This is a genomic window from Stenotrophomonas africana (assembly GCF_013004645.1).
Classification (GTDB): domain Bacteria; phylum Pseudomonadota; class Gammaproteobacteria; order Xanthomonadales; family Xanthomonadaceae; genus Stenotrophomonas; species Stenotrophomonas africana.
Window position 1 is genome coordinate 1 of record NZ_JABEME010000011.1, and the last position, 22,294, is coordinate 22,294.

At 66.3% G+C, this 22,294-nt stretch carries 17 protein-coding genes; 8 read left to right on the top strand and 9 right to left on the bottom strand.

Annotation, left to right across the window (positions count from 1 at the left end; translation table 11 throughout):
- Window positions 1-100 precede the first annotated feature (100 nt).
- Together HLA98_RS16970 and HLA98_RS16975 are read right to left on the bottom strand one after the other, a co-directional pair.
- The gene (locus HLA98_RS16970) at window positions 101-646 is read right to left on the bottom strand and encodes a WG repeat-containing protein (protein WP_057499710.1); all 546 of its coding nucleotides are present in this window, start codon (window positions 644-646) and stop codon (window positions 101-103) included.
- Entirely contained in the window at window positions 643-2,349 is a 1,707-nt protein-coding gene (locus HLA98_RS16975; RefSeq protein WP_057499709.1) for an alkaline phosphatase, read from the bottom strand. The genes HLA98_RS16970 and HLA98_RS16975 overlap by 4 nt, the downstream gene beginning before the upstream one ends.
- 154 nt (window positions 2,350-2,503) lie before the next feature.
- On the opposite strand from HLA98_RS16975, the gene HLA98_RS16980 reads away from it, so the two are divergent.
- The gene (locus HLA98_RS16980) at window positions 2,504-3,838 is read left to right on the top strand and encodes a dicarboxylate/amino acid:cation symporter (RefSeq protein ID WP_019660634.1); all 1,335 of its coding nucleotides are present in this window, start codon (window positions 2,504-2,506) and stop codon (window positions 3,836-3,838) included.
- Window positions 3,839-4,088: 250 nt separating this feature from the next.
- On the opposite strand, the gene HLA98_RS16985 is transcribed toward HLA98_RS16980, so the two are convergent.
- Window positions 4,089-4,865 carry a C40 family peptidase gene (locus tag HLA98_RS16985; protein ID WP_049436807.1) on the bottom strand — a complete coding sequence of 259 codons (777 nt, stop codon included), beginning with the start codon at window positions 4,863-4,865 and terminating at the stop codon, window positions 4,089-4,091.
- Between the two features lie 131 nt (window positions 4,866-4,996).
- The gene (locus HLA98_RS16990) at window positions 4,997-5,575 is read right to left on the bottom strand and encodes a C40 family peptidase (protein ID WP_170272479.1); all 579 of its coding nucleotides are present in this window, start codon (window positions 5,573-5,575) and stop codon (window positions 4,997-4,999) included.
- A 73-nt stretch (window positions 5,576-5,648) separates the two neighbouring features.
- Between HLA98_RS16990 and HLA98_RS16995 the strand changes: the two genes are divergently transcribed.
- The 7 genes from HLA98_RS16995 (at window position 5,649) to HLA98_RS17025 (ending at window position 12,295) form a co-directional block, all read left to right on the top strand.
- Window positions 5,649-6,131, top strand: a complete 483-nt coding sequence (locus tag HLA98_RS16995) for an FKBP-type peptidyl-prolyl cis-trans isomerase (RefSeq protein ID WP_043034821.1) — start codon at window positions 5,649-5,651, stop codon at window positions 6,129-6,131.
- 99 nt (window positions 6,132-6,230) lie between these two features.
- Window positions 6,231-7,475: a DUF418 domain-containing protein gene (locus HLA98_RS17000; protein ID WP_057501218.1), complete on the top strand. Its 1,245-nt coding sequence runs from the start codon at window positions 6,231-6,233 to the stop codon at window positions 7,473-7,475.
- Window positions 7,476-7,478: 3 nt separating this feature from the next.
- Window positions 7,479-8,729: an NAD(P)/FAD-dependent oxidoreductase gene (locus HLA98_RS17005; protein ID WP_057501219.1), complete on the top strand. Its 1,251-nt coding sequence runs from the start codon at window positions 7,479-7,481 to the stop codon at window positions 8,727-8,729.
- The gene (gene gorA, locus HLA98_RS17010; RefSeq protein ID WP_057501220.1) at window positions 8,726-10,084 is read left to right on the top strand and encodes a glutathione-disulfide reductase; all 1,359 of its coding nucleotides are present in this window, start codon (window positions 8,726-8,728) and stop codon (window positions 10,082-10,084) included. The genes HLA98_RS17005 and gorA overlap by 4 nt, the downstream gene beginning before the upstream one ends.
- A 187-nt stretch (window positions 10,085-10,271) precedes the next feature.
- Window positions 10,272-11,192, top strand: a complete 921-nt coding sequence (locus tag HLA98_RS17015; protein WP_049447732.1) for a DMT family transporter — start codon at window positions 10,272-10,274, stop codon at window positions 11,190-11,192.
- Complete coding sequence (locus HLA98_RS17020; RefSeq protein WP_232015565.1) at window positions 11,189-11,527, top strand: MGMT family protein; 339 nt, start codon at window positions 11,189-11,191, stop codon at window positions 11,525-11,527. Before HLA98_RS17015 ends, HLA98_RS17020 begins: the two co-directional genes overlap by 4 nt.
- 93 nt (window positions 11,528-11,620) lie before the next feature.
- Window positions 11,621-12,295, top strand: a complete 675-nt coding sequence (locus HLA98_RS17025) for a rhomboid family intramembrane serine protease (RefSeq protein ID WP_049447725.1) — start codon at window positions 11,621-11,623, stop codon at window positions 12,293-12,295.
- 90 nt (window positions 12,296-12,385) lie between these two features.
- Here HLA98_RS17025 and HLA98_RS17030 read toward each other — a convergent pair whose 3' ends face one another.
- The 5 genes from HLA98_RS17030 to HLA98_RS17050 all read right to left on the bottom strand — a co-directional run bounded on the left by HLA98_RS17030 (window position 12,386) and on the right by HLA98_RS17050 (window position 22,111).
- The gene (locus HLA98_RS17030) at window positions 12,386-13,969 is read right to left on the bottom strand and encodes a phytoene desaturase family protein (protein WP_057501222.1); all 1,584 of its coding nucleotides are present in this window, start codon (window positions 13,967-13,969) and stop codon (window positions 12,386-12,388) included.
- A gap of 72 nt (window positions 13,970-14,041) precedes the next feature.
- Complete coding sequence (locus HLA98_RS17035; RefSeq protein WP_057501223.1) at window positions 14,042-14,536, bottom strand: VOC family protein; 495 nt, start codon at window positions 14,534-14,536, stop codon at window positions 14,042-14,044.
- Window positions 14,537-14,660: 124 nt separating this feature from the next.
- Window positions 14,661-16,670 (bottom strand): M13 family metallopeptidase, encoded by a 2,010-nt coding sequence (locus HLA98_RS17040; protein WP_049447722.1) that lies wholly within the window; start codon window positions 16,668-16,670, stop codon window positions 14,661-14,663.
- Between the two features lie 158 nt (window positions 16,671-16,828).
- On the bottom strand, window positions 16,829-18,931 hold the full coding sequence (locus tag HLA98_RS17045) for a M13 family metallopeptidase (RefSeq protein WP_057501224.1): 2,103 nt from the start codon (window positions 18,929-18,931) through the stop codon (window positions 16,829-16,831).
- A gap of 189 nt (window positions 18,932-19,120) precedes the next feature.
- Window positions 19,121-22,111 carry a TonB-dependent receptor domain-containing protein gene (locus HLA98_RS17050; protein ID WP_088479883.1) on the bottom strand — a complete coding sequence of 997 codons (2,991 nt, stop codon included), beginning with the start codon at window positions 22,109-22,111 and terminating at the stop codon, window positions 19,121-19,123.
- Window positions 22,112-22,294 lie beyond the last annotated feature (183 nt).

Genomic DNA, 22,294 nt, shown 5'->3' on the forward strand with positions numbered 1-22,294 from the left:
ACCCACACCGCCCCGCCCAACTCACAGAAAACCAGAGCCGCTTTTGATCTTGATTTGGCTTCGGCTTCGGCAGGTGCAGGGCGCAGCCCTGCTGAAAAAACTACTTCACCCGACGGCCCGAGCGGTCGATGCGGAACCGCTCTCCGCCTTCCATCGGCGTGTGGCCGTCGGCATCCGGCGTGCCGCGACGGCAGCCATTGCAGACCTCGGCCACGCCATCCTGGAACGGCCACCCGAAATCGAACGTACCCGGCACCACCTGGCGGAACTTCAGGTCGAAGTAGCCCACGCGGTCGCCGACGCGGCCGCGCAGCAGGCCTTCCTGCGGCGTTTCCGGACCGTTGTCCCAGGTCAGCACCGGCAGGCTGCGACCCTTGCGGTTGACGTAGTGGAAACCCTGGTCGGCGTACACCACGGCCAGGCCGTGGTCGTCGTAGTTCAGGTCCTTCAGCGTGTCGGCGCTGATCTTCGGCCGGTGATCGACCACCTCGCAGTTGGGCAGCGGCCACAACCCGTGTTCGTCGGTCAGCAGCTTGCACGCAGGTGCCTGTGCCGTTGCAGTGGCACTGACCAGCACGCCAAGCAGGGCCAGCGACCGCGCGAAGCGGCCGCTGACAGGGACTGGGCGGGCCTGCCGTGCGATCACTTGGTCTCGGCCTTGCGTTCGAAGGCTGTCGGTGCCGGCAGCTGCACCGGCACGCCCTTGTCATCGCAGGTGCCGACCTGGCACAGGCGCTCGCGCAGGGCCGGAGTGGCCTGCACGATCATGTGGTAGATCGCGTTCTGTTCCAGCGTGCCGCGGATCGCCTTGCTGCCCGGGCCGCGTGCCCAGATGCCGACATCCTCACCGCCGTGCGATTCGGACTTCATCGGCACCAGTGCTTCCTGCATGTAGTCCGGATGCTCGGTGTCGACCTCGCGCAGGTTCGGGCGACCGTTGGCCGGTTCGAAGCTGCTCGGGTTGTGCGGGTAGCGCTTGGGGCCGGCCGGCTGCTGGTTGCTGCTGCCGGTATGGCCCGGGCCATTGGCGTAGCTCAGCGTGGTGTACGGCTGGCCGGTGCCGTCCAGCGCATAGTCCAGCTTGCCGGCGCCATCTTCGCCGCCCTTGTCTTTCACCTTGCCCAGGATCGGGTTGCCGCGCGCCGGGTAGCCGACGAAGTTCAGCGTGTGCGAGTGGTCGGCGGTAACGATGATCAGCGTGTCATCGGCCGAGGTCAGTTCGTTGGCCACGCGGACCGCGTCGGACAGGGCCACGGTCTCGGTCAGTGCACGGTAGGCATTGCCGCTGTGGTTGGCGTGGTCGATGCGCGCGCCTTCGATCATCAGCACGTAGCCTTCCTGGTGCTTTGAAAGGTTCTTGATCGCTGCTGCGGTCAGTTCGGCCAGGCTCGGCTCACCGCCCGGATCCTGCGGGCGCTCGTACTCGTAGCGCATGTGGTCCGGTTCGAACAGACCGAGGATGGCCGGCGCATTGGCGGCGGCGGCCAGCTGCTTGCTGTTCCACACATAGGCGCCCTGCGGATGGGCCTGCTGCCATTCCTGCACCAGGCTGCGGCCATCCAGGCGCTGGCCGACCTTGTCGTCGTATTCCGGATCGCGTTCTTCCACCGTGGTGAACTCACCGCGGCCGCCACCGAGGGCGACCAGCGGGCCGCGGCCATAGCGCGAGGTCGACAGCAGCTGCTGGGCGATGTCCTTGCAGCCGGCCGCCTTGGCCGCTTCGGTCAGGTCGGTGTCGTTTTCCCAGTTGCGCTCGGGCGAGTGCGCATAGGTCGCGGCCGGGGTGGCATGGGTCAGGCGCGCGGTGGACACCACGCCCGTGGCCAGGCCGGCGCTGTCGGCCAGCTGCAGCCAGGTCAGCAGGCCCTTGGACAGGCTGTCGGCACAGTCGGTGCGGCTGCCGGCGCTGACGCCGATCGCGCCCATGTGGGTCTTCACGCCGGTGGTGATGGCGGTCATGGTGCCGGCCGAATCCGGGGTCTGCGAATCGGTGTTGTACGTCTTGCTGAACGCCGTGGCCGGGAAGCGCTCCCAGGACAGCAGGTTTTCTTCACCGGAGCCGCCCTTCCGCTGGCCCTCGTAGATGCGCGAGGCAGCCACGGTGGTCAGGCTCATGCCGTCACCGAGGAACAGGATGACGTTCTTGGCCTTGCCGGACATCGCGCCGTTGGCGGCGGCCTGGGCGGCGCCACTGCGGTACCACCACTGCGGGGTTTCGCCGGCCGGGTGGGCGACGGGGTCGACGGCGACCTTGAGGCCGGCCGGAGCGGACGAGGGGGCGGTGCTGGCGCAGGCGCCCAGCAGCAGGGTGGTGGCGCAGGCGGCCAACAGGGAGACGGAACGGCGCATGGACGCTGGGTTCTCACAAACTGTAACGGGACGTTCATTATGCCCGGCCCCGCAAGGCACGCCGATGACACACTGATTTGCCGGTCGGGCGGTCGTTCTGCGGGCCGCGTTGGGCTATCGTGCCAGCATCCCTTCCTTCCCCTCTGGATTGCCTATGAAGCTGGTCTCTGCCTGGCTGCGGATTCCATTCTGGCAGCGCGTGGTCGGTGGCTTCGTGCTCGGCGCGCTGGCCGGCTGGGCGCTCGGCCCGGCCGCGGAGACGTGGTTCGGCCCGCTCGGCGAGCTGTACGTCACCCTGATCAAGATGATCGCCGTGCCACTGGTGTTCTTCGCGGTCATCAACGCGATCTCGTCGCTGCACGGGCAGAAGTCGGTCGCCGCGCTCAGTGGACGTACCTTCCTGTGGTTCGTGATCACCGCTGCATTGGCGGTGTGCGTCGGGCTGGGCGTGGGCACCGTGCTGCAGCCCGGCGCCGGTGGCCTGCAGCTGACGATGGCCAGCAACTACGTGCCGCGTGAAGTGCCCAGCGTGGTGCAGGTGCTGCTGGACGTGGTGCCGGCCAATGTCTTCTACGCGCTGTCCGGCATCGGCACCAAGGTCAACGCGGCCGGTGAGACCGTGCTGGCAGCCGGTCGTGGCTCGATCCTGCCGGTGATCTTCTTCGCCGGGCTGGTCGGCTTTGCCATCGTCAAGCTCGGCGAGAAGGTGACCGAGGCGCGCAAGCTGGTCGGGCAGATGAGCGACATCATGATCCAGGTGACCCGCTTCGTGCTGGAAGTCACCCCGATCGGCACCTTTGGCCTGATCGCCGGCCTGGTTGGCAGCTACGGCTTCGAGAAGCTGCTGCCGCTGGGTCACTTCGTGCTGGCGCTGTACGTAGCCTGCGCGCTGCACATTGTGGTGGTCTACAGCGCACTGCTGCTGGCGCACGGGCTGAATCCGCTGAAGTTCTTCCGCGGCGCGGCACCGGGCATGCAGGTGGCCTTCGTCAGCTCGTCCAGCTTCGCCGCGATGCCGGTGGCGCTGCGTTCGATCACCCACAACCTGGGCGTGAACAAGGACTACGGTTCGTTCGCGGTGCCGCTGGGCGCCAGCATCAAGATGGACGGCTGCGGCGCGATCTATCCGGCGCTGTGCGCGGTGTTCATCGCGCAGTACAGCGGCGTGCCGCTGACCCCGGAACAGTACGTGGTGGTGCTGATCGCTTCGGTGCTGGGCAGCTTCGGTACCGCTGGCGTACCGGGTACTGCGGTGATCATGGCCACGGTGGTGCTGAGCGCGGCCAATCTCCCGCTGGAGACCATCGGCTACCTGTATGCCATCGACCGCATCCTGGACATGATGCGCACGATGACGAACGTGACGGGCCAGATGCTGGTGCCGGTGATCGTGGCCAAGGAAACCGGGCTGCTCGACCAGGCGGTGTATGACAACCCGTCCAGCAATGTGGGTGTGGACGATCCTGATCCGACGCCGCCACGCGCCTGAGACTGCGTGTCGATGTAAAAGGCCCGCCCTGACCCGGCGGGCCTTTTGTTTGGGAGCTGGCGCGGTGGCGGCCAAGGCGGGTCCTGGTAGATCCACGCCATGCGCGGATGGAGACAGTGCCGACCAACGGTCCGCACCCACCTGACAGAGGGGGGGCGGCATCTATCTACCCACCATTACGGGCCCAACAGAAAAGCCGCTGCGGGGCAGCGGCTTTTTGTCTTTCAGGCGGCGCCGTAGCGCCAGCGGGTCAGAGGTCGACCCGGCGGGCCTGCATGAACTTGTTGCCCCAATAGCCACTGAGCAGGGTGTCCACGCGGACGTCCTTGCCCGAGCTCGGTGCATGCAGGAAGCGGCCGTCGCCGACATAGATGCCGACGTGGTCGACGCGGCCCTTGCGGCCGAAGAAGACCAGGTCACCCGCGGCCAGTGCAGTGCGGTCGTTGATCAGTTCGGCGTTGTCATCGTGGGCCATCTCGCGCGAGACGCGCGGCAGCTCGATGCCCAGGGCCGAGCGGAACACGTAGCCGACCAGACCGCTGCAATCGAAGCCGCTGTCCGGGTTGCTGCCACCCCAACGGTACGGGGTGCCCAGCAGGGTCATCGCGCGGCGCAGCAGCGACTGCACCTTGCCGTTGTCGGCAGCGGTGCCGACAACGCTGCCATTGGCGGCGCTGCTGGTGTCGTAGTTGGCGAGCAGGCGGCTGAGGTCGCCGGCCACCACGGCCGAGCGGTCCATCAGCGGAATGGTGTCGTTGGCGGCCAGGTGCGGCAGCAGGGCGGCCAGCGTGGCACTGGCGGCGGCGTCGACGCGGCTGCGCTGCGGAGCGGCAGCCTCGGCCTTGGCGGCCGGTCGGGCGGTGCTCTCGGCCACCGGGGCCGGGGTCACATCGGAGGAACGGTTCGGAGCGGTCTGCGACCAGGCCGGAAGGCTGGTCAGACAGAGTGCCAGGCCAAGCAACAGCGGGCGGGCACTACGTGAAGATACGGAAGTCTGGCCTTCGCTTTTCAGGTCGTCAGTCGTCACGCGTCGGTCACAGGAAAAAAACGATGGGGCATCATGCCCTGTAAAAGCGCGGATAAGTTAAAAATTCCGTTAGTAAATCGTTAGTTGCACGGTGATGTCCGTCACAGTTTTAAACATATCGCCTGTTCATTTTAGCGAAGGACGCGTTTCGCCCCTGTGTAGTGGTCCTTCCAGTAGGGACCGCTGAGCGAGTCGAGGCGCACGGTGCCGCCGGTGCTCGGCGCATGCACGAAACGCCCTTCACCGACATAAATACCGACATGGGTGACGCTGCCGCGGCTACCGAAGAACACCAGGTCGCCGGTGGCCAGGCGCTGCGGATCGATCTTCGGACCCTGTACTGCCGCAAGGTCGCGCGAGGTGCGTGGCAGCCGCAGGTCCAGCATTTCGCGATAGACGTAGGCGACCAGGCCGCTGCAGTCGAAGCCAGAATCCGGGGTGTTGCCGCCGTAGCGGTAGGGCGTGCCGACCAGGCTGATGGCACGCATCAGCACCGAGTTGGCGGCTTCGGGGTTGTCCGGCACGGTCTTCGGCCAGTTCGCCGTCGGCGGGGGCGGCGCGGGGCGGGTGGCCTTGCCGCCGCCGCAGGCGGTCATGAGCACGGGCAGGGCCAGCAGCAGGGCCGGGGCGAGGAGCCGGCGCAGGCCGGACGAAACTGGCGTGATGTGCATGATCTCCGGATAATGCGCCACCTTAGGATTGGCCGTCATGATGGCGGCGTCCCCGCCGGGCGACAACCCGCCCCAACCCGCCTGCCTTCGGCAGATCCAGACAGAGTTGCGCATGAAGATCGAAAAAGACCGCGTTGTCCGCTTCCACTACACCGTTTCCGAAGTCGGCCAGGAGCCGATTGAATCTTCCAAGGACCGCGGCGAGCCGCTGGCGATCCTGATCGGCCACGGCAACATCATCCCGGGCCTGGAGAACGCCATGATGGACAAGGAAGCCGGCGCGACCTTCAGCGTCGACGTCACCGCCGCCGATGCCTACGGCGAGCGCCGCGAGGGCCTGTCCCAGCGCGTGCCGAAGAAGCACTTCGGCAACACCAAGCTGGCCCCGGGCCAGCAGGTGGTTCTGCAGACCAACTTCGGCCCGCGTGCGGTGACCGTGCAGAAGGTCGGCATGAGCGTCGTCGACGTCGACCTGAACCATCCGATGGCCGGCAAGGACCTGCATTTCGACGTCGAAATCGTTGACGTGCGCGAAGCCGGCAAGGAAGAGATCGACCACGGCCACGTCCACGGTGACGGCGGCCACCAGCACTGATCGCAGCGCGATCATGGTGGAAGCAACGGCCCGCTTCGGCGGGCCGTTGCGTTTGTGGAACACGGCGCGGCCATCCACGGCGCGCGGGCCGGCGGCATAATGGCGGACCTGCCCGACGGATGCCCCGTGAACGCCGCTTCTCCTTCCCTGCAGCCGGTGGCTTCCGGCGAACGCATCGCCCTACTGGACGTGCTGCGCGGTGCCGCGTTGCTGGGCATCCTGCTGATGAACATCGAGGCCTTCAGCGGGCCGCTGGACCTGGCCTTCACCGGCATCGACGCGCGCTGGCAGGGCATCGACTACTGGGCCGATGCTTTCGTCTACGTGTTCGTGCAGGGCAAGTTCTTCACCCTGTTCTCGCTGCTGTTCGGCGCCGGCTTCGCGGTGATGGCGCAACGCGCCGAAGTGGCCGGACGCGACTTCACACCTTTCTACCTGCGCCGCAGCGCAGGGCTGCTGCTGATCGGCCTGTGCCACGCGCTGCTGGTCTGGTCCGGTGACATCCTGGTGATGTATGCGCTGATCTCGCTTCCGTTGCTGGCCTGCCGAGAGGCACCTCGCAGCTGGTTGCCGTGGATGGGCGTGATCGTCTATCTGGGCGGCGTGGCGATGATGCTGCTGGTCGGCGCGATGGTGTCGATGGCTTCGGCGGAAGACGTGCAGAAGATGCTCGCCGACGCGCAGCAGAGCATCGAGCTGCAGCGCCAGGTCTATGGGCAGGGCAGCTGGATGCAGGCCAATGTGCAGCGCCTGAGCGAGTTCGGCACGTCGATGGGCGCGCTGCTGATCACCGGCCCGGAAGTGCTGGGCATGTTCCTGATCGGCAGCTGGTTCGCCGGCAGTGGTGCGCTGGCGGCGCCGGAGCGCTTCCCGCGGTTGTACGCGGTGCTGCGTTGGGTGGCACTGCCGCTGGGCTTGGTGGTCACGCTGCTGGGGGTTGCCTGGAAGCCCTACCTGGCACCGGGTGCTTACGACCTGCCGGTGACAGCCGCAATGGCACTGGTGACGATCGGTGGCCTGCCGATGTGCCTGGGCTACCTGGCGTGGATCGTGCACTGGCGTGCGCGGTTGGCCTGGCTGGCCCCGGTCGGGCGCATGGCACTGACCCATTATCTTGGCCAGTCGCTGCTGTGCACCTGGTTGTTCTATCACTATGGCCTGGGCGGCTTCGAGCTGATGCCGCGCAGCGTGCAGCTGCTGTTCGCACTGTTGTTGTTTGCCGTGCAGGTGGCCCTTTCGCATGTCTGGTTGCGCCGATTCCGCTTTGGCCCGATGGAATGGCTGTGGCGTGCGATGACCTACCGGCAGTGGCCGCCGATGCGGCGCGAGGCCGGGCAGGGCTGATCGATGCAGGGCGCGCGCGAGGATGTGATCGTGGTCGGCGCCGGTGCCATTGGACTGGCCGCCGCACTCGCGCTGCGCGCACAGGGCCGGCAGGTGCGGGTGATCGACCGTGGGCGTGTCGGCGGCGCGACCTCATATGGCAACTGCGGCACCATCACGCCCAGCCACGCGCCACCGCTGGCAGCGCCTGGCGTACCGTTGCGCGCGCTGCGCTGGATGCTCGATCCGCGTGCGCCGCTGTACGTGCGTACGCGCCTGGACCCTGCATTGTGGCGTTGGCTGCTGCAGTTCGGGGCGCGCTGCAACGCGCGTGACTGGCTGCACGCCACGCGGGCGCGTGCTGCACTGCTGAATGATTCGCGGCTGCGCCTGGCCGAGTGGGTACAGGCGCATGCGCTTGACTGTGAGTTCGATACGCGCGGTCTGGACTATGTGTTCGGTGACGCCCGCAATTTCGATCACCACGCTGCCGAGTGTGAGGCGCTGAACGCGCAGGGTATTGCCACAAGCTGCATCGGCGGCGCCGACTATGCACGCGACAACCCGGCCTTCCACGATGGCCTTGCCGGTGCCATCCACTTCCCCGGCGACGCACAGCTGCGTCCGGACCGCTACACCGCCGAACTTGCGCGCGTGCTGCACACGCAGGGCGTGGTGATCGAAGAGCAGTCAGACGTGCAGGAATTCAGCGCCGACGCGCAGGGTGTGCGCGTGCGTGTCGGTGAACGCATGCTGCAGGCGCGCGAGCTGGTGCTGGCCACCGGGCCGTGGTCACCGCGCTGGGCACGGCAACTGGATCTGCGCGTGCCGATCCAACCCGGCAAGGGCTACTCGCTGACCTGGTCACGACCGGCGCAGGTGCCGCAGCGTCCAGTCGTGCTGAAGGACCATTCCGTGTTCGTGATTGCCTGGCGTGAAGCACTGCGGCTGGGCGGCACCATGGAATTCGCCGGTGCCGACCCGCAGCTGCGCACGACCCGCCTGCAGGCCCTGCAGCACGCCGCCGACCACTACCTGCGCACGCCGCGTGGTGCGCAGCTGCAGGAGCAGTGGTGCGGTTGGCGCCCCATGAGCGTGGACGACGTGCCGTTGATCGGCCGTGCACCCGCCCATCCTCACGTCTGGCTTGCAGCGGGGCATGGCATGCTCGGCATCAGCATGAGCGCCGGCACCGGCCAGCTGATCGCCGATCTCGTCTGCGGCCGCACGCCGGCGATCGATCCAGCCCCTTACCGACCCGAGCGATTCCGATGAGCACAGCACCCTATGATTACGACCTGATCGTCCTTGGCGGCGGCTCCGCCGGCCTGGCTGGCGCGATCCGGGCCGCGCAGTACGGCAAGCGCGTGGCGCTGCTGGAGCCCGGCGAACTGGGCGGCACCTGTGTCAATGTCGGCTGCGTGCCGAAGAAGGCGATGTGGCTGGCGGCCGACCTGCACGAGCGCATCGGCCTGGCCAGTGCGATGGGCTTCGATGTCGAGGCACGCCCGGCGCTGTCGTGGAAGGAACTGGTGATCCATCGCCAGGCCTACATCAGCAACATCCACACCAGCTACCACAAGCGCCTGGATGAAACCGGCGTGGTGCGCATTCCCGCGCGCGGCCATCTGCTCGATGCGCACACCGTGGCCTGCAGCGATGGCGTGCGTTACAGCGCCGAGCACATCCTGATCGCCACCGGCGCGCACCCGCTGCGGCCCGACATTCCCGGCGCAGAGCTGGGCCTGGTTTCCGATGATTTCTTCGACCTGCGTGCGGCACCAGCCGAGGTGGCGATCATCGGTGGCGGTTACATTGCAGTGGAGCTGGCCGGATTGCTGCAGGCACTGGGCAGCAAGGTGAGCCTGCTGGTGCGCGGCAAGCGCCTGCTGGAGCGCTTCGACTACGAGCTGACCGACCAGTTGGCCGAGAACCTGAAGCAGCAGGGCGTACGGATTCATTTCGGCTATCGCCTGCGCGAACTGCAGCGCGATGGCGAACGCGTTCGTGCGTTCGGCCATGACGGCCCGATCGACAGTGTGTTCGATGCGGTGTTCTTCGCTGCCGGCCGCCGTGGAAACAGTCGTGATCTGGGCCTGGAAGCGCTCGGTATCGGCATCGGCGAACACCAGCAGGTGCAGGTGGATGAATGGCAGACCACCTCTGTGCCGAGCGTGCATGCCGTGGGTGACATCGCTGGCAAGGTGGGCCTGACCCCGGTGGCGGTGGCGGCTTCGCGGCGGCTGATGGACCGCCTGTTCGGGGGGCGCCCGCAGTCGAAGATGGATTACGAGAACGTGGCCAGCGTGGTGTTCTCGCATCCGCCGCTGGGCGCTGTGGGCATGAGCGAGGAAGACGCGCGTGCATGTTTCGACCAGGTGAGCGTCTACCACAGCCGTTTCCGTCCGATGCTGCAGGCGCTGGCCAACGGTACCCAGCGCAGCCTGTTCAAGATGGTCTGTGCGGGTCCGGAAGAACGGGTGGTGGGCATCCACCTGCTGGGCGAAGCGGCCGACGAGATCCTGCAGGGTTTCGCAGTGGCGGTGAAGATGGGCGCGACCAAGGCCCAGTTCGACGACACCGTGGCGATCCACCCGACCTCGGCCGAGGAAGTGGTGCTGATGCGCTGAGCGGGGCGGTTGTAGAGCCGAGCCTGTGCTCGGCCGTCGCTCTTTGTAGAGTCGAGCCATGCTCGACTGCGGTGGAAAGGCAGTCGAGCATGGCTCGACTCTACAAGGCGGGCACCAGGCGCACCCATGCGACAATGGACGCCCTTACGCCTTCCCTGGCCGCCCCGTGCGGCCCGCCGTCGTCCTGATGTCCAGCCCCGCTTCCCGTATCGCCACCGCTTCACCACGCATCGCGCTGGGTGGCATCGGCCTGGCCGCGATCGGCGCCATCGCCGCCTCCGGCAAGGCCATCATCGTCAAGCTCGGCCTGCGTCACGGCGTGGATGCCACCACGCTGCTCGCCCTGCGCATGCTGATGGCGCTGCCGCTGTTCGTAGTGATGGCAGTGTGGGCTGCACGCCGGGCCACGCCGCTGTCCTGGGCCGACCGCGCCCGCGTGCTGTGGCTGGGCTTCACCGGCTACTACCTGTCCAGCCTGCTCGACTTCCAGGGACTGCAGTACATCAGCGTGACTCTGGAGCGCCTGATTCTTTACTTGAACCCGACCCTGGTGCTGCTGATCAACGTGCTGCTGGCGCGCCAGCGGCCGGGCCGGTGGCAGATCGGCGCGCTGGTGCTGAGTTACCTCGGCGTGCTGCTCGCCTTCGGCCACGATCTGCAGCGCGAGGGCGGGCAGATCATCGTCGGCAGCCTGCTGGTGCTGGGCAGTGCGCTCAGCTACGCGCTGTACCTGTTTGGCAGTGGGCAGGTAGTTGCGCGCATCGGTGCGGTGCGGCTGACCGCCTACGCCAGCTGCGTGGCCAGCGTGCTGGTGCTGCTGCATTTCGCGGTGACCCATCCGCTGCCGTTGCTGTGGCAGGCACCGGCGCCGGTGCAGTGGCTGTCGCTGGTCAATGCCACCGTGTGCACGGTGCTGCCGGTGCTGGCGATCATGCTGGCGGTGCAGCGCGTGGGTTCGTCGCTGGCCGCGCAGGTCGGTATGCTGGGCCCTGTTTCCACGATCGTGATGAGCCTATGGCTGCTCGACGAACCGATGGGGCCGGCGCAGATCGCCGGCACCGTGCTGGTGCTGATCGGCGTACTGCTGGTGACCCGCCTGCGGCGCTGACGCCAGAGCAGGCGCGTGCGCGCATCCTGGCGGTGATCCGCGCGATCCCCGTGGGGCAGGTGATGGGCTATGGGCAGGTGGCGATGCGCGCCGGCCTGCCCGGGCGTGCGCGGCTGACCGCGCGCATCCTCGGCCAGAACGACGACCCGGACCTGCCCTGGCACCGCGTGCTGCGCTCGGATGGGCGCATTGCCATGGAGGAAGGGTCGGCTGGCTGGCGCGAGCAGTCACAGCGGCTGCGCGCCGAGGGCGTGGTGGTGGAGAACGGCCGGGTGCGGATGCCTGCGACTGATCCGGCGGCGGCACTGGATGCCGCCGTATGGGGCCCAGGCTGAGCACCGCTGGCGACTGAACAGGCTGCGCCTGGCGGTCGCCAACAAGACACGGTGCTGCGGCTATGATGGAGGCCGTTCCATGCCGGTGCTCCCATGTTCCCGCGACTGCCTACCGTCACCAAGGCCCTGCTGATCGCCAATGCGATCCTGTTCCTGCTGCAGCAGCCGTTCCTGCTCGGCATGCAGACCTTCGAGCCGTTCATGCTGCAACCACTGCAGCAGGGCTTCGATGCGTTCTCGCCGGGGGGCAACTTCCAGCCGTGGCAGCTGCTGACCTATGGCTTCCTGCATGGCAGCTTCGGGCACCTGTTCTTCAACATGCTGGCCGTCTTCATGTTCGGCGCGCCGCTGGAGCAGACCTGGGGCGAGAAGCGCTTCCTGCTCTATTACCTGGTGTGCGTGGCCGGTGCCGGCGTCTGTCAATTGCTGGTGGGGACGCTGCTGGAAAACCCGGCCACGGTGCTGGGCGCCTCCGGCGGCGTGTTCGGCCTGCTGCTGGCCTACGGCATGCTGTTCCCGAACCAGCGGGTGATGCTGCTGTTCCCGCCGATTCCGATGAAGGCGCGGACCTTCGTGATCTTGTTTGGCGTGGGTGAGCTGGTCCTGGGCATGACCGGCTGGCAGCCGGGCGTGGCCCATTTCGCGCACCTCGGCGGCATGCTGTTCGGCTGGTTGCTGATCCGTTACTGGCGCGGGCAGCCGCCGTTCAACAAGCGCCGCCCGCCGGGCCCACCGAAGCGCCCGAACCATCTGCGCAGCATCAAATGATCCGAAGGATCATTTGATGCTGTAGGTGCCGACCTTGGTTGGCACACCTTCTCCCATGCAGGTGGGTGCCGACCGTTGGTCGGCACACCTTCACAGATCCCGCAACACCACCTGCGCGGCGTTGTGGCCCGGCGCACCGGTGACGCCGCCGCCGGGATGGGTTCCCGAACCGCACAGGTACAGGCCGGGCAGGGCGCCGCGGTAGCCAGCCTGGCCGACCATCGGCCGCGCCGAGAACAACTGGTTGGCACTCAGCGCGCCGTGGAAGATGTCGCCACCGACCAGGCCGAAGGTGCGTTCCAGATCCAGCGGCGACAACGCCTGCCGACCGAGGACGCTGTCAGCGAAGCCGGGCGCATAGCGTTCGACGGTAGCGATCATCAGGTCAGCCACGGTTTCCCGGTGATCATCCCAATGGCGGTCCCCAGGCAACACCGGTGCCACGTGCTGGCAGAACAGGCTGGCCACATGCTGTCCGGGCGGGGCCAGGGAATCGTCCAGCGTGCTGGGAATCAGCATTTCCACGATCGGTTCGCGTGACCAGCCATCGCGGCGGGCGTCCAGCCAGGCGCGATCCATGTAGTCCAGGCTGGGTGCCATGATGATGCCGGCGCTGAGGTGATCGCCTCGGCCGGGCAGGGCGCTGAAATCCGGCAGCCGAGACAGCGCCACGTTCATCCGGAACGTGCCCGAACCGCAGCGCCAGTTCGCCATGCGTTCGCGTGTGGCAGCGGGCACCTGCGACGGTTCCAGCAATTGTTCGTACAGCAGCTTTGGATTGACGTTGGCGATCACCGTACGTGCGCGCAGAACTTTGCCATCAGCCAGTTCCACGCCCACTGCGCGACTCTGCTCGATCAACACGCGCTGCACACCAGCCTCCATGCGCAGCTCCGCACCGGCCTCGCGTGCAGCGGCGGCGATGGCCTGGCTGATCGCGCCCATGCCGCCGATCGCATGGCCCCATGCACCTTTCACGCCGTTGCACTGGCCGAACACGTGATGCAGCAACACATAGGCACTGCCCGGCGTGTAGGGACTGGCATAGTTGCCGACGATGCCGTCGAATCCGAACAAAGCCTTGATCGGTTCGCTCTCGAACCAGCGGTCCAGGTACTCCGCCGCCGACAGCGTGAACAGGTCCAGCAGCTCCTGGCGCAGCGGAGCATCCAGCGTCGCCAGTTCGCGGCCGAGTTTCCCCATCTGCCACAGGGCGGGCAGGGTACGCCAACCGCCTGCTACGCCCAGGTCCGGCGGCGCGCGCAAGGCCCATGCGCGCAGCACGTCGGCGAAGATCTCCAGGCGTGCTTCGTACGCGGGCAGGCGCTGTGCGTCCCGCTCGGAGAACTTGGCGACTTCGGCCTGGGTGCGGCCAGGCGCCGACAACAGGTGGCGGCCGTCCGGCAATGGCAGGAAGTTGTTGGCCGGACGCGCGACGATGCGCAGCCCATGCGCATGCAGCTGCAGATCGTCGATCACTTTCGGCTGCAGCAGCGAGACCGTGTACGACGCGACCGAGTTGCGGAAGCCGGGATGGAACTCCTCGGTGACTGCGGCGCCGCCGAGCACGCCGCGCCGTTCAAGGACCAGCGCCTTCTTTCCGGCACGTGCCAGGTAGGCGGCGCAGACCAGGCCATTGTGGCCACCACCGATGATGATCGCATCCCAGGACATCAGCACCTCTGGAAAAAGGGGACGGAGGGGATCAAGTCGCTATCTGCATCTGAGCGCAGGGGGAGAAACGACTTAATCCCCTCCGTCCCCTTTTTTGATTGCCGCTTCGATGGTCGCGATGTCGATCTTCTTCATCGGCATCATCGCGTTGAAGGCGCGCTTGGCCAATGCCTTGTCCTTGCTGGTCACCGCTTCGATCAGCATGCGCGGGCTGATCTGCCAGGAGATGCCCCAGCGATCCTTGCACCAGCCGCATTGGCTCTCCTGGCCACCGTTGCCGACGATGGCGTTCCACAGACGGTCGGTCTCAGCCTGGTCCTCGGTCTGGATCTGGAAGGAAAACGCTTCGCTGTGCTTGAACGCAGGCCCACCATTGAGACCGACGCAGGGGATGCCGCAGACAGTGAATTCGACGGTCAGTACGTTGCCTTCCTTGCCGTCGGGGTAGTCGCCCGGTGCGTGATGCACGGCGGTCACCGCGCTGTCGGGCAGGATGCTGGCATAGAAGGTGGCGGCATCGAGCGCGCCGTTGTCGTACCAGACACAGATGGTGTTCTTGTGTGCCATGTCGGGGCTCCGCGTTGGACGAAGCTGCAGCGATAGCACGCCCGGTGTTAACCCGGGATCGTGCTGCACCCGCAAAAAAAAGGGCGCCCCAAGGCGCCCTCTGCATTACCGTGTGGCAGCTGGTTCAGCGCCAGACCTTGATCTGCTCGGCTTCGCTGCGCTGCATCGGCTGGCCGGCCTTGCAGCTGAAGGTGGCACCGAAGGCCGGCAGGTTGGCCAGCGTGCCATTGCTGCGCCACAGGCCCGGTGCACGGATGTCGGCGGTCAGGCGGCGCACGGCCTCGTTCGGAGACAGCTGCTGCGCCCACAGCGCCGACCAGGCGCGGAAGAAGCCCTGCTGCTGGGTCTGCTTGGCCTTCGGTTCCTGTGCGGTGTAGGCCGCCCAGGCCAGTTCCAGACCGGCGATGTCGGCCAGATTCTCTTCCTGGGTAAGCGTGCCGTTGACCTTGGCACCCTTCACGCCCGGGAAGTCGTAGGCGCCGTACTGCGCAGCCACGCGGTTGCCGAGCAGGGTCCAGGCGGTCTTGTCGGCCGGGGTCCACCAGCTGCGCAGCTCGCCCTTGGCGTCGACCAGCGCACCCTTGGCGTCGATCGCACGGGTCAGCTCATGGCCGACCAGGCCACCGAAGCTGCCGAACTTGTCGGCGGCGTCAGCCTTGGCGTTGAACACCGGCCCCTGCAGGATCGCGGCGGTGACGATCAGGCGGTTCTGGGCCAGATCGTAGGCCAGCGAAGGCTGCTGCGGCAGCACGTCCCAACGGCGGTCGGCGTTGCCCTTGCCGATGCGCTTCATTTCCTCGCGATGGCGCCAGGTTGAAGCAATCAGCATGTTGCCGCCGAACGAGCCACGACCCATCGGCTGCACGCTGTAGTCGAGGTCGCGCAGCGGGGTGCCGATCTCGATCTTCAGCGCGGCCAGCTTGGCCTGCGCTTCGGTCTTGGCCTCGGCACTCATCCAGCTGCTGTTCTTGACTGCTTCGATCTGCACTTCGCGCACCTTGTCGACGATCCACGCCGCCTGGCGACGGTCTTCGGCCGACAGGTAGCGGGCGGCGTATTCGCGGCCGACCATCGGGCCAGCGGCCACGTTGATCGCATCGAGCACGTCTTCCCAACGCTGCGGCGGCAGGGTCTCGCCACGCAGCACGCGGCCACGGAATTCGAACTCGGCGTCGCGATAGGCCTTGGACAGGTACGGCGCCATCGAGTCGCCCACGCGCCAGCGCAGGTAGGCCTTCCACTGGTCCGGCTTGAGCTTGGTGACCATGCCGTCGAGCTGCTTGAACAGGCCCGGGTCGGCCAGCGAGACCAGGTCGTCATCCACGCCCTGTGCCTTCAGGAACGCATCCAGCTGCAGATTGCGGTAACGGCTGTTGAGCTCCTTGGTGGAGATCGGCGCGTAGTTGTTGAACGGGTTGTTGATGCCGGCCAGCGACTGCGCATTGCGCGCCAGCTCGGTTTCCAGCGCGATCACCGCCTGCGACTCGGCATCCAGCTTGGCGGCCGGGGTGCCGGTCAGCGCCAGGATCTGTTTGACGTAGGCGCGGTAGCGGCCCATCAGGGCCACGGTGTCGGCGTCGGTGCGGGTATAGAACGCCGGGTCCGGCAGGCCCATGCCGCCCTGCATGAAGTAGCCGATGTGACGGTCCAGCGCCTTCAGATCGACGTCGGGGCCGAAGTTGAAGGCCACCGGGATACCGACCTGGTGCAGCGCGGCGATCGATGCCGGCACATCCTTGGCCTTCTTGATGGCGTTGATGCGGGTCAGCAGCGGGGCGATCGGGTTGGAACCGTCCGCTTCCACGGCGGCTTCGTCCAGGCCACTGGCCCAGAAGTCGCCCAGCAGTTTCTGCACGTTGCCCTGCGGCGATTTCATCGCGGCGTCGAGCAGTTCACGCTGCTGCTGGCGGCTGCGATCGACCAGCTGGCCCAGCGCGGTGGTGGCGCCGGTCTGCGGCACCGGATTGGCCTTCAGCCAGCCTGCGTTGGTAGCGTCATAGAAGTCGCTGCACTGGGCACTGACGGCCGGAGCGCGTGCGGCCTTCTTCTTGGCGGCGGCGAACGCATCGTGGGTCGGGACCAGGGTCGCCAGGCTGATGCCCAGGGCGATGGCAAGCGGACGGAAGTTGGGCATGTGGAACGAATCCGTGATGGATTGAGGGCGCGCGCACTATAGCAAGCCGCGCATCGACGCGGCATGCACGCATCACGCCGCGCTCGCAGGGCGCCGCCAAAAACAAAGGCCCGGGAATTCCCGGGCCTCTGCAGGTCTGCCGCAGCGTCAGCCGTGGCTTACCAGATCACCACCTGCTGCTCGCCGGTGCGGGCCATCGGCGAACCGGCCTTGCACTGGAAGGCCGCGGCAAAAGTCGGCAGGTTCGACGGCGCACCCATGGCGCGGAACTGCGCCGGGGCATGCGGGTCGGTGGCCAGGCGGACCTTGGCGTTTTCCGGGGTGTACTTGGTGCGCCACACGGTGGCCCAGTTGAAGAAGAAGCGCTGGTCGCGGGTGAAGCCATCGACCTTTGCATCTTCCTTGCCGGCGGAGGCCTTCTGCAGCGCGTCGTAGGCGGTGGCCAGGCCGCCCAGGTCGGCGATGTTCTCGCCCAGGGTCAGGTGGCCGTTCACCGCCTGGCCGTCGACCTTGTACTGGTCGAACTGCTTGACCAGCTTGCCGGTCAGGCCTTCGAAGTTCTTCTTGTCGGCCGGGGTCCACCAGTCTTCCATGTTGCCGGTCGGCCCGAAGCGCGCACCCTGGTCGTCGTAGCCGTGGGTCATCTCATGACCGATCACCGCACCGATGCCGCCGTAGTTCAGCGCGTCGTCGGCCTTGGGATCGAAGAACGGCGGCTGCAGGATGGCGGCCGGGAACACGATCTCGTTCTGCAGCGGGTTGTAGTAGGCGTTGACCGTCTGCGGGGTCATGCCCCACTCGGTCTTGTCCACCGGCTTGCCGATCTTGGACAGGTTGAACTTGTAGTTGAACTCACTGGCCGCGCGCACATTGCCCAGATAGCTGTCGCGCTGGGTCTGCAGGCCCGCCCAGTCACGCCACTTGTCCGGGTAACCGATCTTCGGGGTGAAGGTTTCCCACTTGGCGATGGCCTTGGCCTTGGTTTCCTCGCTCATCCAGCTCAGGCCCTGGATGCGTTCCTTCAGCGAGGCGGCCAGGTTCTTCACCAGCTCTTCCATCTTCGCCTTGGCTTCCGGCGAGAAGGCAACCTTCACGTACAGCTGGCCGAACGCTTCACCGGCGTCGTTCTCGATGGTGCCCAGCACGCGCTTCCAGCGCGGCTTCTGTTCCTTCTGGCCGTTGAGGGTCTTGCCGTAGAACTCGTAGTTCTCCTGCACGAAGGCGTCAGCCAGGTACGGCGAGGCGCTGTCCACGGTGTGGAAGCGCAGGTAGGCGCGCCACACCGACGGATCGGTGTCGCCCAGCGCCTTGCTTACTTCCTCATGGAAAGCCGGCATGGCCAGCGAGAACTTCTCCGGCGCGGCGACGCCCTGCGACTTGAAGAACTCGGTCCAGCTGAAGTTCGGAGTCAGCTTGTCGGCGTCGGCCAGGGTGACCGGGTTGTAGAACAGCTCGACGTTGCGCGACAGCTCCACGCGCGACTTGGAAGCCTTGGCCAGGCGGGTCTCGAACTTCACCACGTCCTCGGCCTGCTTGGCTGCATCGGCTGCAGCGACGCCGGACAGCTCCAGCACCTTGGCGACGTGCGCCTGGTAGGCCTTCAGCTTGTCGGCATTCTTGGCGTCGGTGTAATAGGTGGTGTCCGGCAGGCCCAGGCCGCCCTGGCTGGCGTAGGCCATGTTCACGGCCGAGTTCTTGAAGTCGGCCTCGGCGCCGAAGCCGAACAGGACGTTGTCGCCCTTGGCGGCGCTGCTGCGCAGGTAGTTGGCGATGGCCGCCTTGTCCTGCAGGCCGTCGATCGCGGTCAGGTCGGCCTTCAACGGCTCGATGCCCTGCGCGTTGATCTTGGCCTCGTCCATGCCGGTGGCCCACAGGTCACCGACGATCTTCTCGATGTGGTTCGGGTTCTTCACCTGCGCGACCTGCTCGGCCAGCTGGTGCTGCACGGCCACCGAGCGCTCGTCGAGGATGGTGAAGGCACCCCAGCTGGTGCGGTCGCCCGGAATTTCATTGGCGGCCAGCCACTTGCTGTTCACGTAGTCGCCGAAGGCGCCACAGGCGTCCTTGCTGGCATCCAGATCGCTGGGCTGGAAAGCGTTGTAGGCCGGCAGCTTGCTCTCGTCCAGCGTGTAGTGGGTGGCTTCGGCCGCAGCCGGCGTGGAGGCGGTGGCGTCCTTGGCCGGGGCTTCAGTCTTGCCGCAGCCAACCAATGCGGCCGAAACGGCCAGGGTCAGCAGCACGATCTTGGGATTACGGGTCACTTGAATGGCCTCCAGGCCGAGTGAGTCAGGGAAGGGCCGCAGGACGGCCGTGGGCCGAACGATACGCCGCCAGCCTGACCTGCAAGGGTGTCGAAGGTCATGGCCGGGCGCAAGGGGGCAGGGCCGCGGCCGGAAAAAGACAGACCCGGCAAAAGCCGGGCCTGTCGGGGTGCTGCGGTTCTGGATGGATCAGAACTTGTAGGTGGCGCCCATATACATGTAACGGCCGATGTTGTCGTACATCGCTGAACCGACATCGGAGCCGAAGTAGTTCACCGGCGGGTCCTTGTCGAAGGCGTTGTCGATGCCCAGGTAGACGTCGATCTTGTCACCCGGGAAGCGGTAGCCGAACTGGAAGTTGTGGTACGTGTACGAGCCGTTGCGGATCGGACTGGTCTGTCCCGGGTTGGCCTGGTAGCTCTTCGGCTGCACACGCAGGTTCGGGCCGACGTAGGTCATGTCCCACGACGCGCGCCACTGGCCCAGCGAGTACTTGGTCTGCAACTGGCCACGCCAGCGCGGATCGGTCACCCAGGTGACGTTCTCGTCGTACTCGTTCGGGAAGGCCTGGAAGGCCCACTCGCGCGACTGCAGCAGACGGGTGCCCACCAGGCGGATGACGGTGTCACCCTCGGCCAGCTTGAAGCGGTAGTCCATTTCCAGATCGACGCCGACGCGACGCGAGCGGGCCAGGTTTTCGTTCAGCGCAACCCAGCGGCTGATCGAGTATTCCGGGAAGGTGCGGCCGCCAGCATCGGTCTTGCCGCCCACCGGTGCGCGTTCGATGAAGCCGCAGAAGCTGTTGTTGATCCCCCCCGGCGAATCCACGCAACGGGTTGCATTGGTCTGCGCGGTCACCGCACCAATGGCGTCCTTCAGACTGATCCACCAGTAGTCGACGGACATGCCGAAGCCCTGCAGGAAATCAGGCTGCCAGACCAGGCCATAGGTGAAGCTGCGTGCGCGTTCCGGCTTCAGGTCCGGATTGCCGCCGCTGACGCCCGGGCGGGTGGCAGTGTAGGTGTCGACCCAGCCGACCGGCACGCCCAGCGCGGAGCAGTTGGCCTGGCGCAGTGCCGGGTCCGCCGCGGTGTTCGGGCGGTTCGGGTTGGTGGCCAGGTAGTTGCAGGGATCGTTGACCGTGGCGAAGTTTTCGCTCTGCGGGTTGTACAGCTCACCGATGCTCGGTGCGCGCACCGCCTGCGACAGGGTGCCGCGGGCACGCAGCGACGGGATGATGGTCCAGTCCAGGCCCACCTTCCAGGTGGTGGTCTTGCCGATGCTGCTGTAGTCCGACCAGCGGCCTGCGGCGTCCAGGGTCAGGTTGTAGATGCCCGGGATGTCGGCCAGCAGCGGCACGGTGGTTTCAACGAAGGCCTCGCGCACGTCGTACTTGCCCATGCGGTTGGGAATGGCGTTGAGGAAGGTCAGGCCCTGCGCGGCCAGCGGATCGGTGATTTCGCGGCTCTTTTCGCGGCGGTATTCGACACCACCGGCCACGCCGACGTCACCGGCCGGCAGGCTGAAGAGCGAGCCGTTGGCCAGCGACGCGCTGAACACCGACTGCTGCAGGCGCGAGTAGTTGAACGAATTGACGTTCATCCAGTCACGCGCGGCCTGGGTCACAGCTCCGTTGCCGAACACCGAGAACGGCACGCAGCCTTCGCGGGCGAACTGCGAGTACACGCGGTTGCCGTTGTTGGGATTGGTCGCGTTCGGGTTCAGCGTGGTGCGGCAGACGATCTCGCCATTGGCCGGGTTGACCACGGTATCCAGGCCGGCCTGCCAACGCTCGTTGATGCGGTTGTTGAGGTTCCAGCGCTTGACTTCGCTCTGGCCCCAATTGCCGTAAACGTCGTAGGTCCAGTTCTCGGTCAGGTTGCCTTCAATGCCCAGCACGAAGCGCTGGGTGTTGCGCTCCACGTGCTCACCACGCTGGCCGGCGTCGACGTTGAAGCGGCTCAGGGTCAGCTGGCTCAGGCCGGCGCTGGTCATCAGTGCGCGCAGTTCCGGCGACACGTAGGCGTTATCGCGCTGGATGCGCAGGGTCTGGTCGAACGACGGCTGTGCCAGGAAGTCGGACACCGTTTCGGTGTACTTGCCCTCGAAGTACAGGCGGTGGTTGTCGGTCAGGTCGAAGTTGACGACCGTGTTGATGCTCTTGCGGTCGAACTTCGGCTGCAGGTCGGCAACCGAGTTCAGGTCGGCGAAATCACAGTTCACGCAACTGGTTGCGCTGACCACGGTGCCGTCGTAGCGCTGCTTGCGGAAGGTGCCATCCGGGTTGAACTGGTAGCGGTTGCCCCAGGTAGCCGGATTGTTCGGGTTGAACGTACCAATGTTGAAGGTACCGCCGAAGGAGATCGAGTGGTTGCCGCCCGGGCCGGCCAGCACGGTTTCCGGGTTGCTTTCGCTGGACGGCTTGCTGCTGTCGTAGTTCGGGTTGCGCACCGACACCAGGAACTCGTTGCCGATGGCGCGGTCGGTGCGAACGAAGCGGTCCTGCTTGCTGTATTCAAGGGCGACAGCGGCGTTGCCGCGGCCACCGGCGAAGTCGGTGCCGGCCGAGGCACTGATGAAGGAACGGTTGAAGCCGCCTTCGCTGGCCATGCCGGTCTGACCGCGTACTTCAGCCCCGTCGAAGGACTTCTTCATGATGAAGTTGACCACGCCAGCCACAGCGTCGGCGCCGTACACCGCCGATGCGCCACCGGTGATCACTTCCACGCGCTCGATCCATTCCACCGGAATGGTGTTGACGTCCACGGCGGAGGAGCCGGAGGTTGCGCCGACGTGACGGCGGCCATTGACCAGGACCAGGGTGCGGGAGGTGCCCATGCCACGCAGGTCCATCAGACCCACGCCGGCGGTGCCGATGAAGCGGGTCGAGTTGCCCAGGGTATAGGTCGGGGTCAGCGCCGGCAGGCGGGTCATCAGGTCGCCGATGTTGTTCGCACCGGTGGCACGGATTTCCTCGGCGGTGATGGCCGTAACCGGGGAGGGGGTCACGAAGCCGGTACGCGCAATGCGCGAGCCGGTCACGCTGACGCGATCGAGGTCGATCGGGTTGGAACCTGAGCTGGCTTCCTGGGCCAGGGCCGGGCCGGCAGCGGCCATCATCAGACCGACCAGCAGGGCGTTGGTCAGCGGGTGGCGGCCGGGAGTGCGGTTGTACGTCATCGAGTGGATCCCCCTAGTGGACAGAATTCTTTCGCTTCCGTGCAGTTGTTATGTTGATGTTCAGATGTCGTCCTGACTTGACGCGAACCTAACATGGTCTTAACGCAAATTGGCCATGTGCGGGGACGGCTGACACATTCCGCATCAGTTGGCTACATAAAAGTGCAACAAATACAGCGACTT

Coding starts and splice junctions, on each gene's coding strand:
- HLA98_RS16975 (WP_057499709.1), bottom strand. CDS start 2,349: ATGCGCCGTTCCGTCTCCCTGTTGGCCGCCTGCGCCACCACCCTGCTG.
- HLA98_RS16980 (WP_019660634.1), top strand. CDS start 2,504: ATGAAGCTGGTCTCTGCCTGGCTGCGGATTCCATTCTGGCAGCGCGTG.
- HLA98_RS16990 (WP_170272479.1), bottom strand. CDS start 5,575: ATGACGGCCAATCCTAAGGTGGCGCATTATCCGGAGATCATGCACATC.
- HLA98_RS16995 (WP_043034821.1), top strand. CDS start 5,649: ATGAAGATCGAAAAAGACCGCGTTGTCCGCTTCCACTACACCGTTTCC.
- HLA98_RS17000 (WP_057501218.1), top strand. CDS start 6,231: ATGGCGGACCTGCCCGACGGATGCCCCGTGAACGCCGCTTCTCCTTCC.
- HLA98_RS17005 (WP_057501219.1), top strand. CDS start 7,479: ATGCAGGGCGCGCGCGAGGATGTGATCGTGGTCGGCGCCGGTGCCATT.
- gorA (WP_057501220.1), top strand. CDS start 8,726: ATGAGCACAGCACCCTATGATTACGACCTGATCGTCCTTGGCGGCGGC.
- HLA98_RS17015 (WP_049447732.1), top strand. CDS start 10,272: ATGTCCAGCCCCGCTTCCCGTATCGCCACCGCTTCACCACGCATCGCG.
- HLA98_RS17025 (WP_049447725.1), top strand. CDS start 11,621: ATGTTCCCGCGACTGCCTACCGTCACCAAGGCCCTGCTGATCGCCAAT.
- HLA98_RS17030 (WP_057501222.1), bottom strand. CDS start 13,969: ATGTCCTGGGATGCGATCATCATCGGTGGTGGCCACAATGGCCTGGTC.
- HLA98_RS17035 (WP_057501223.1), bottom strand. CDS start 14,536: ATGGCACACAAGAACACCATCTGTGTCTGGTACGACAACGGCGCGCTC.
- HLA98_RS17040 (WP_049447722.1), bottom strand. CDS start 16,670: ATGCCCAACTTCCGTCCGCTTGCCATCGCCCTGGGCATCAGCCTGGCG.
- HLA98_RS17050 (WP_088479883.1), bottom strand. CDS start 22,111: ATGACGTACAACCGCACTCCCGGCCGCCACCCGCTGACCAACGCCCTG.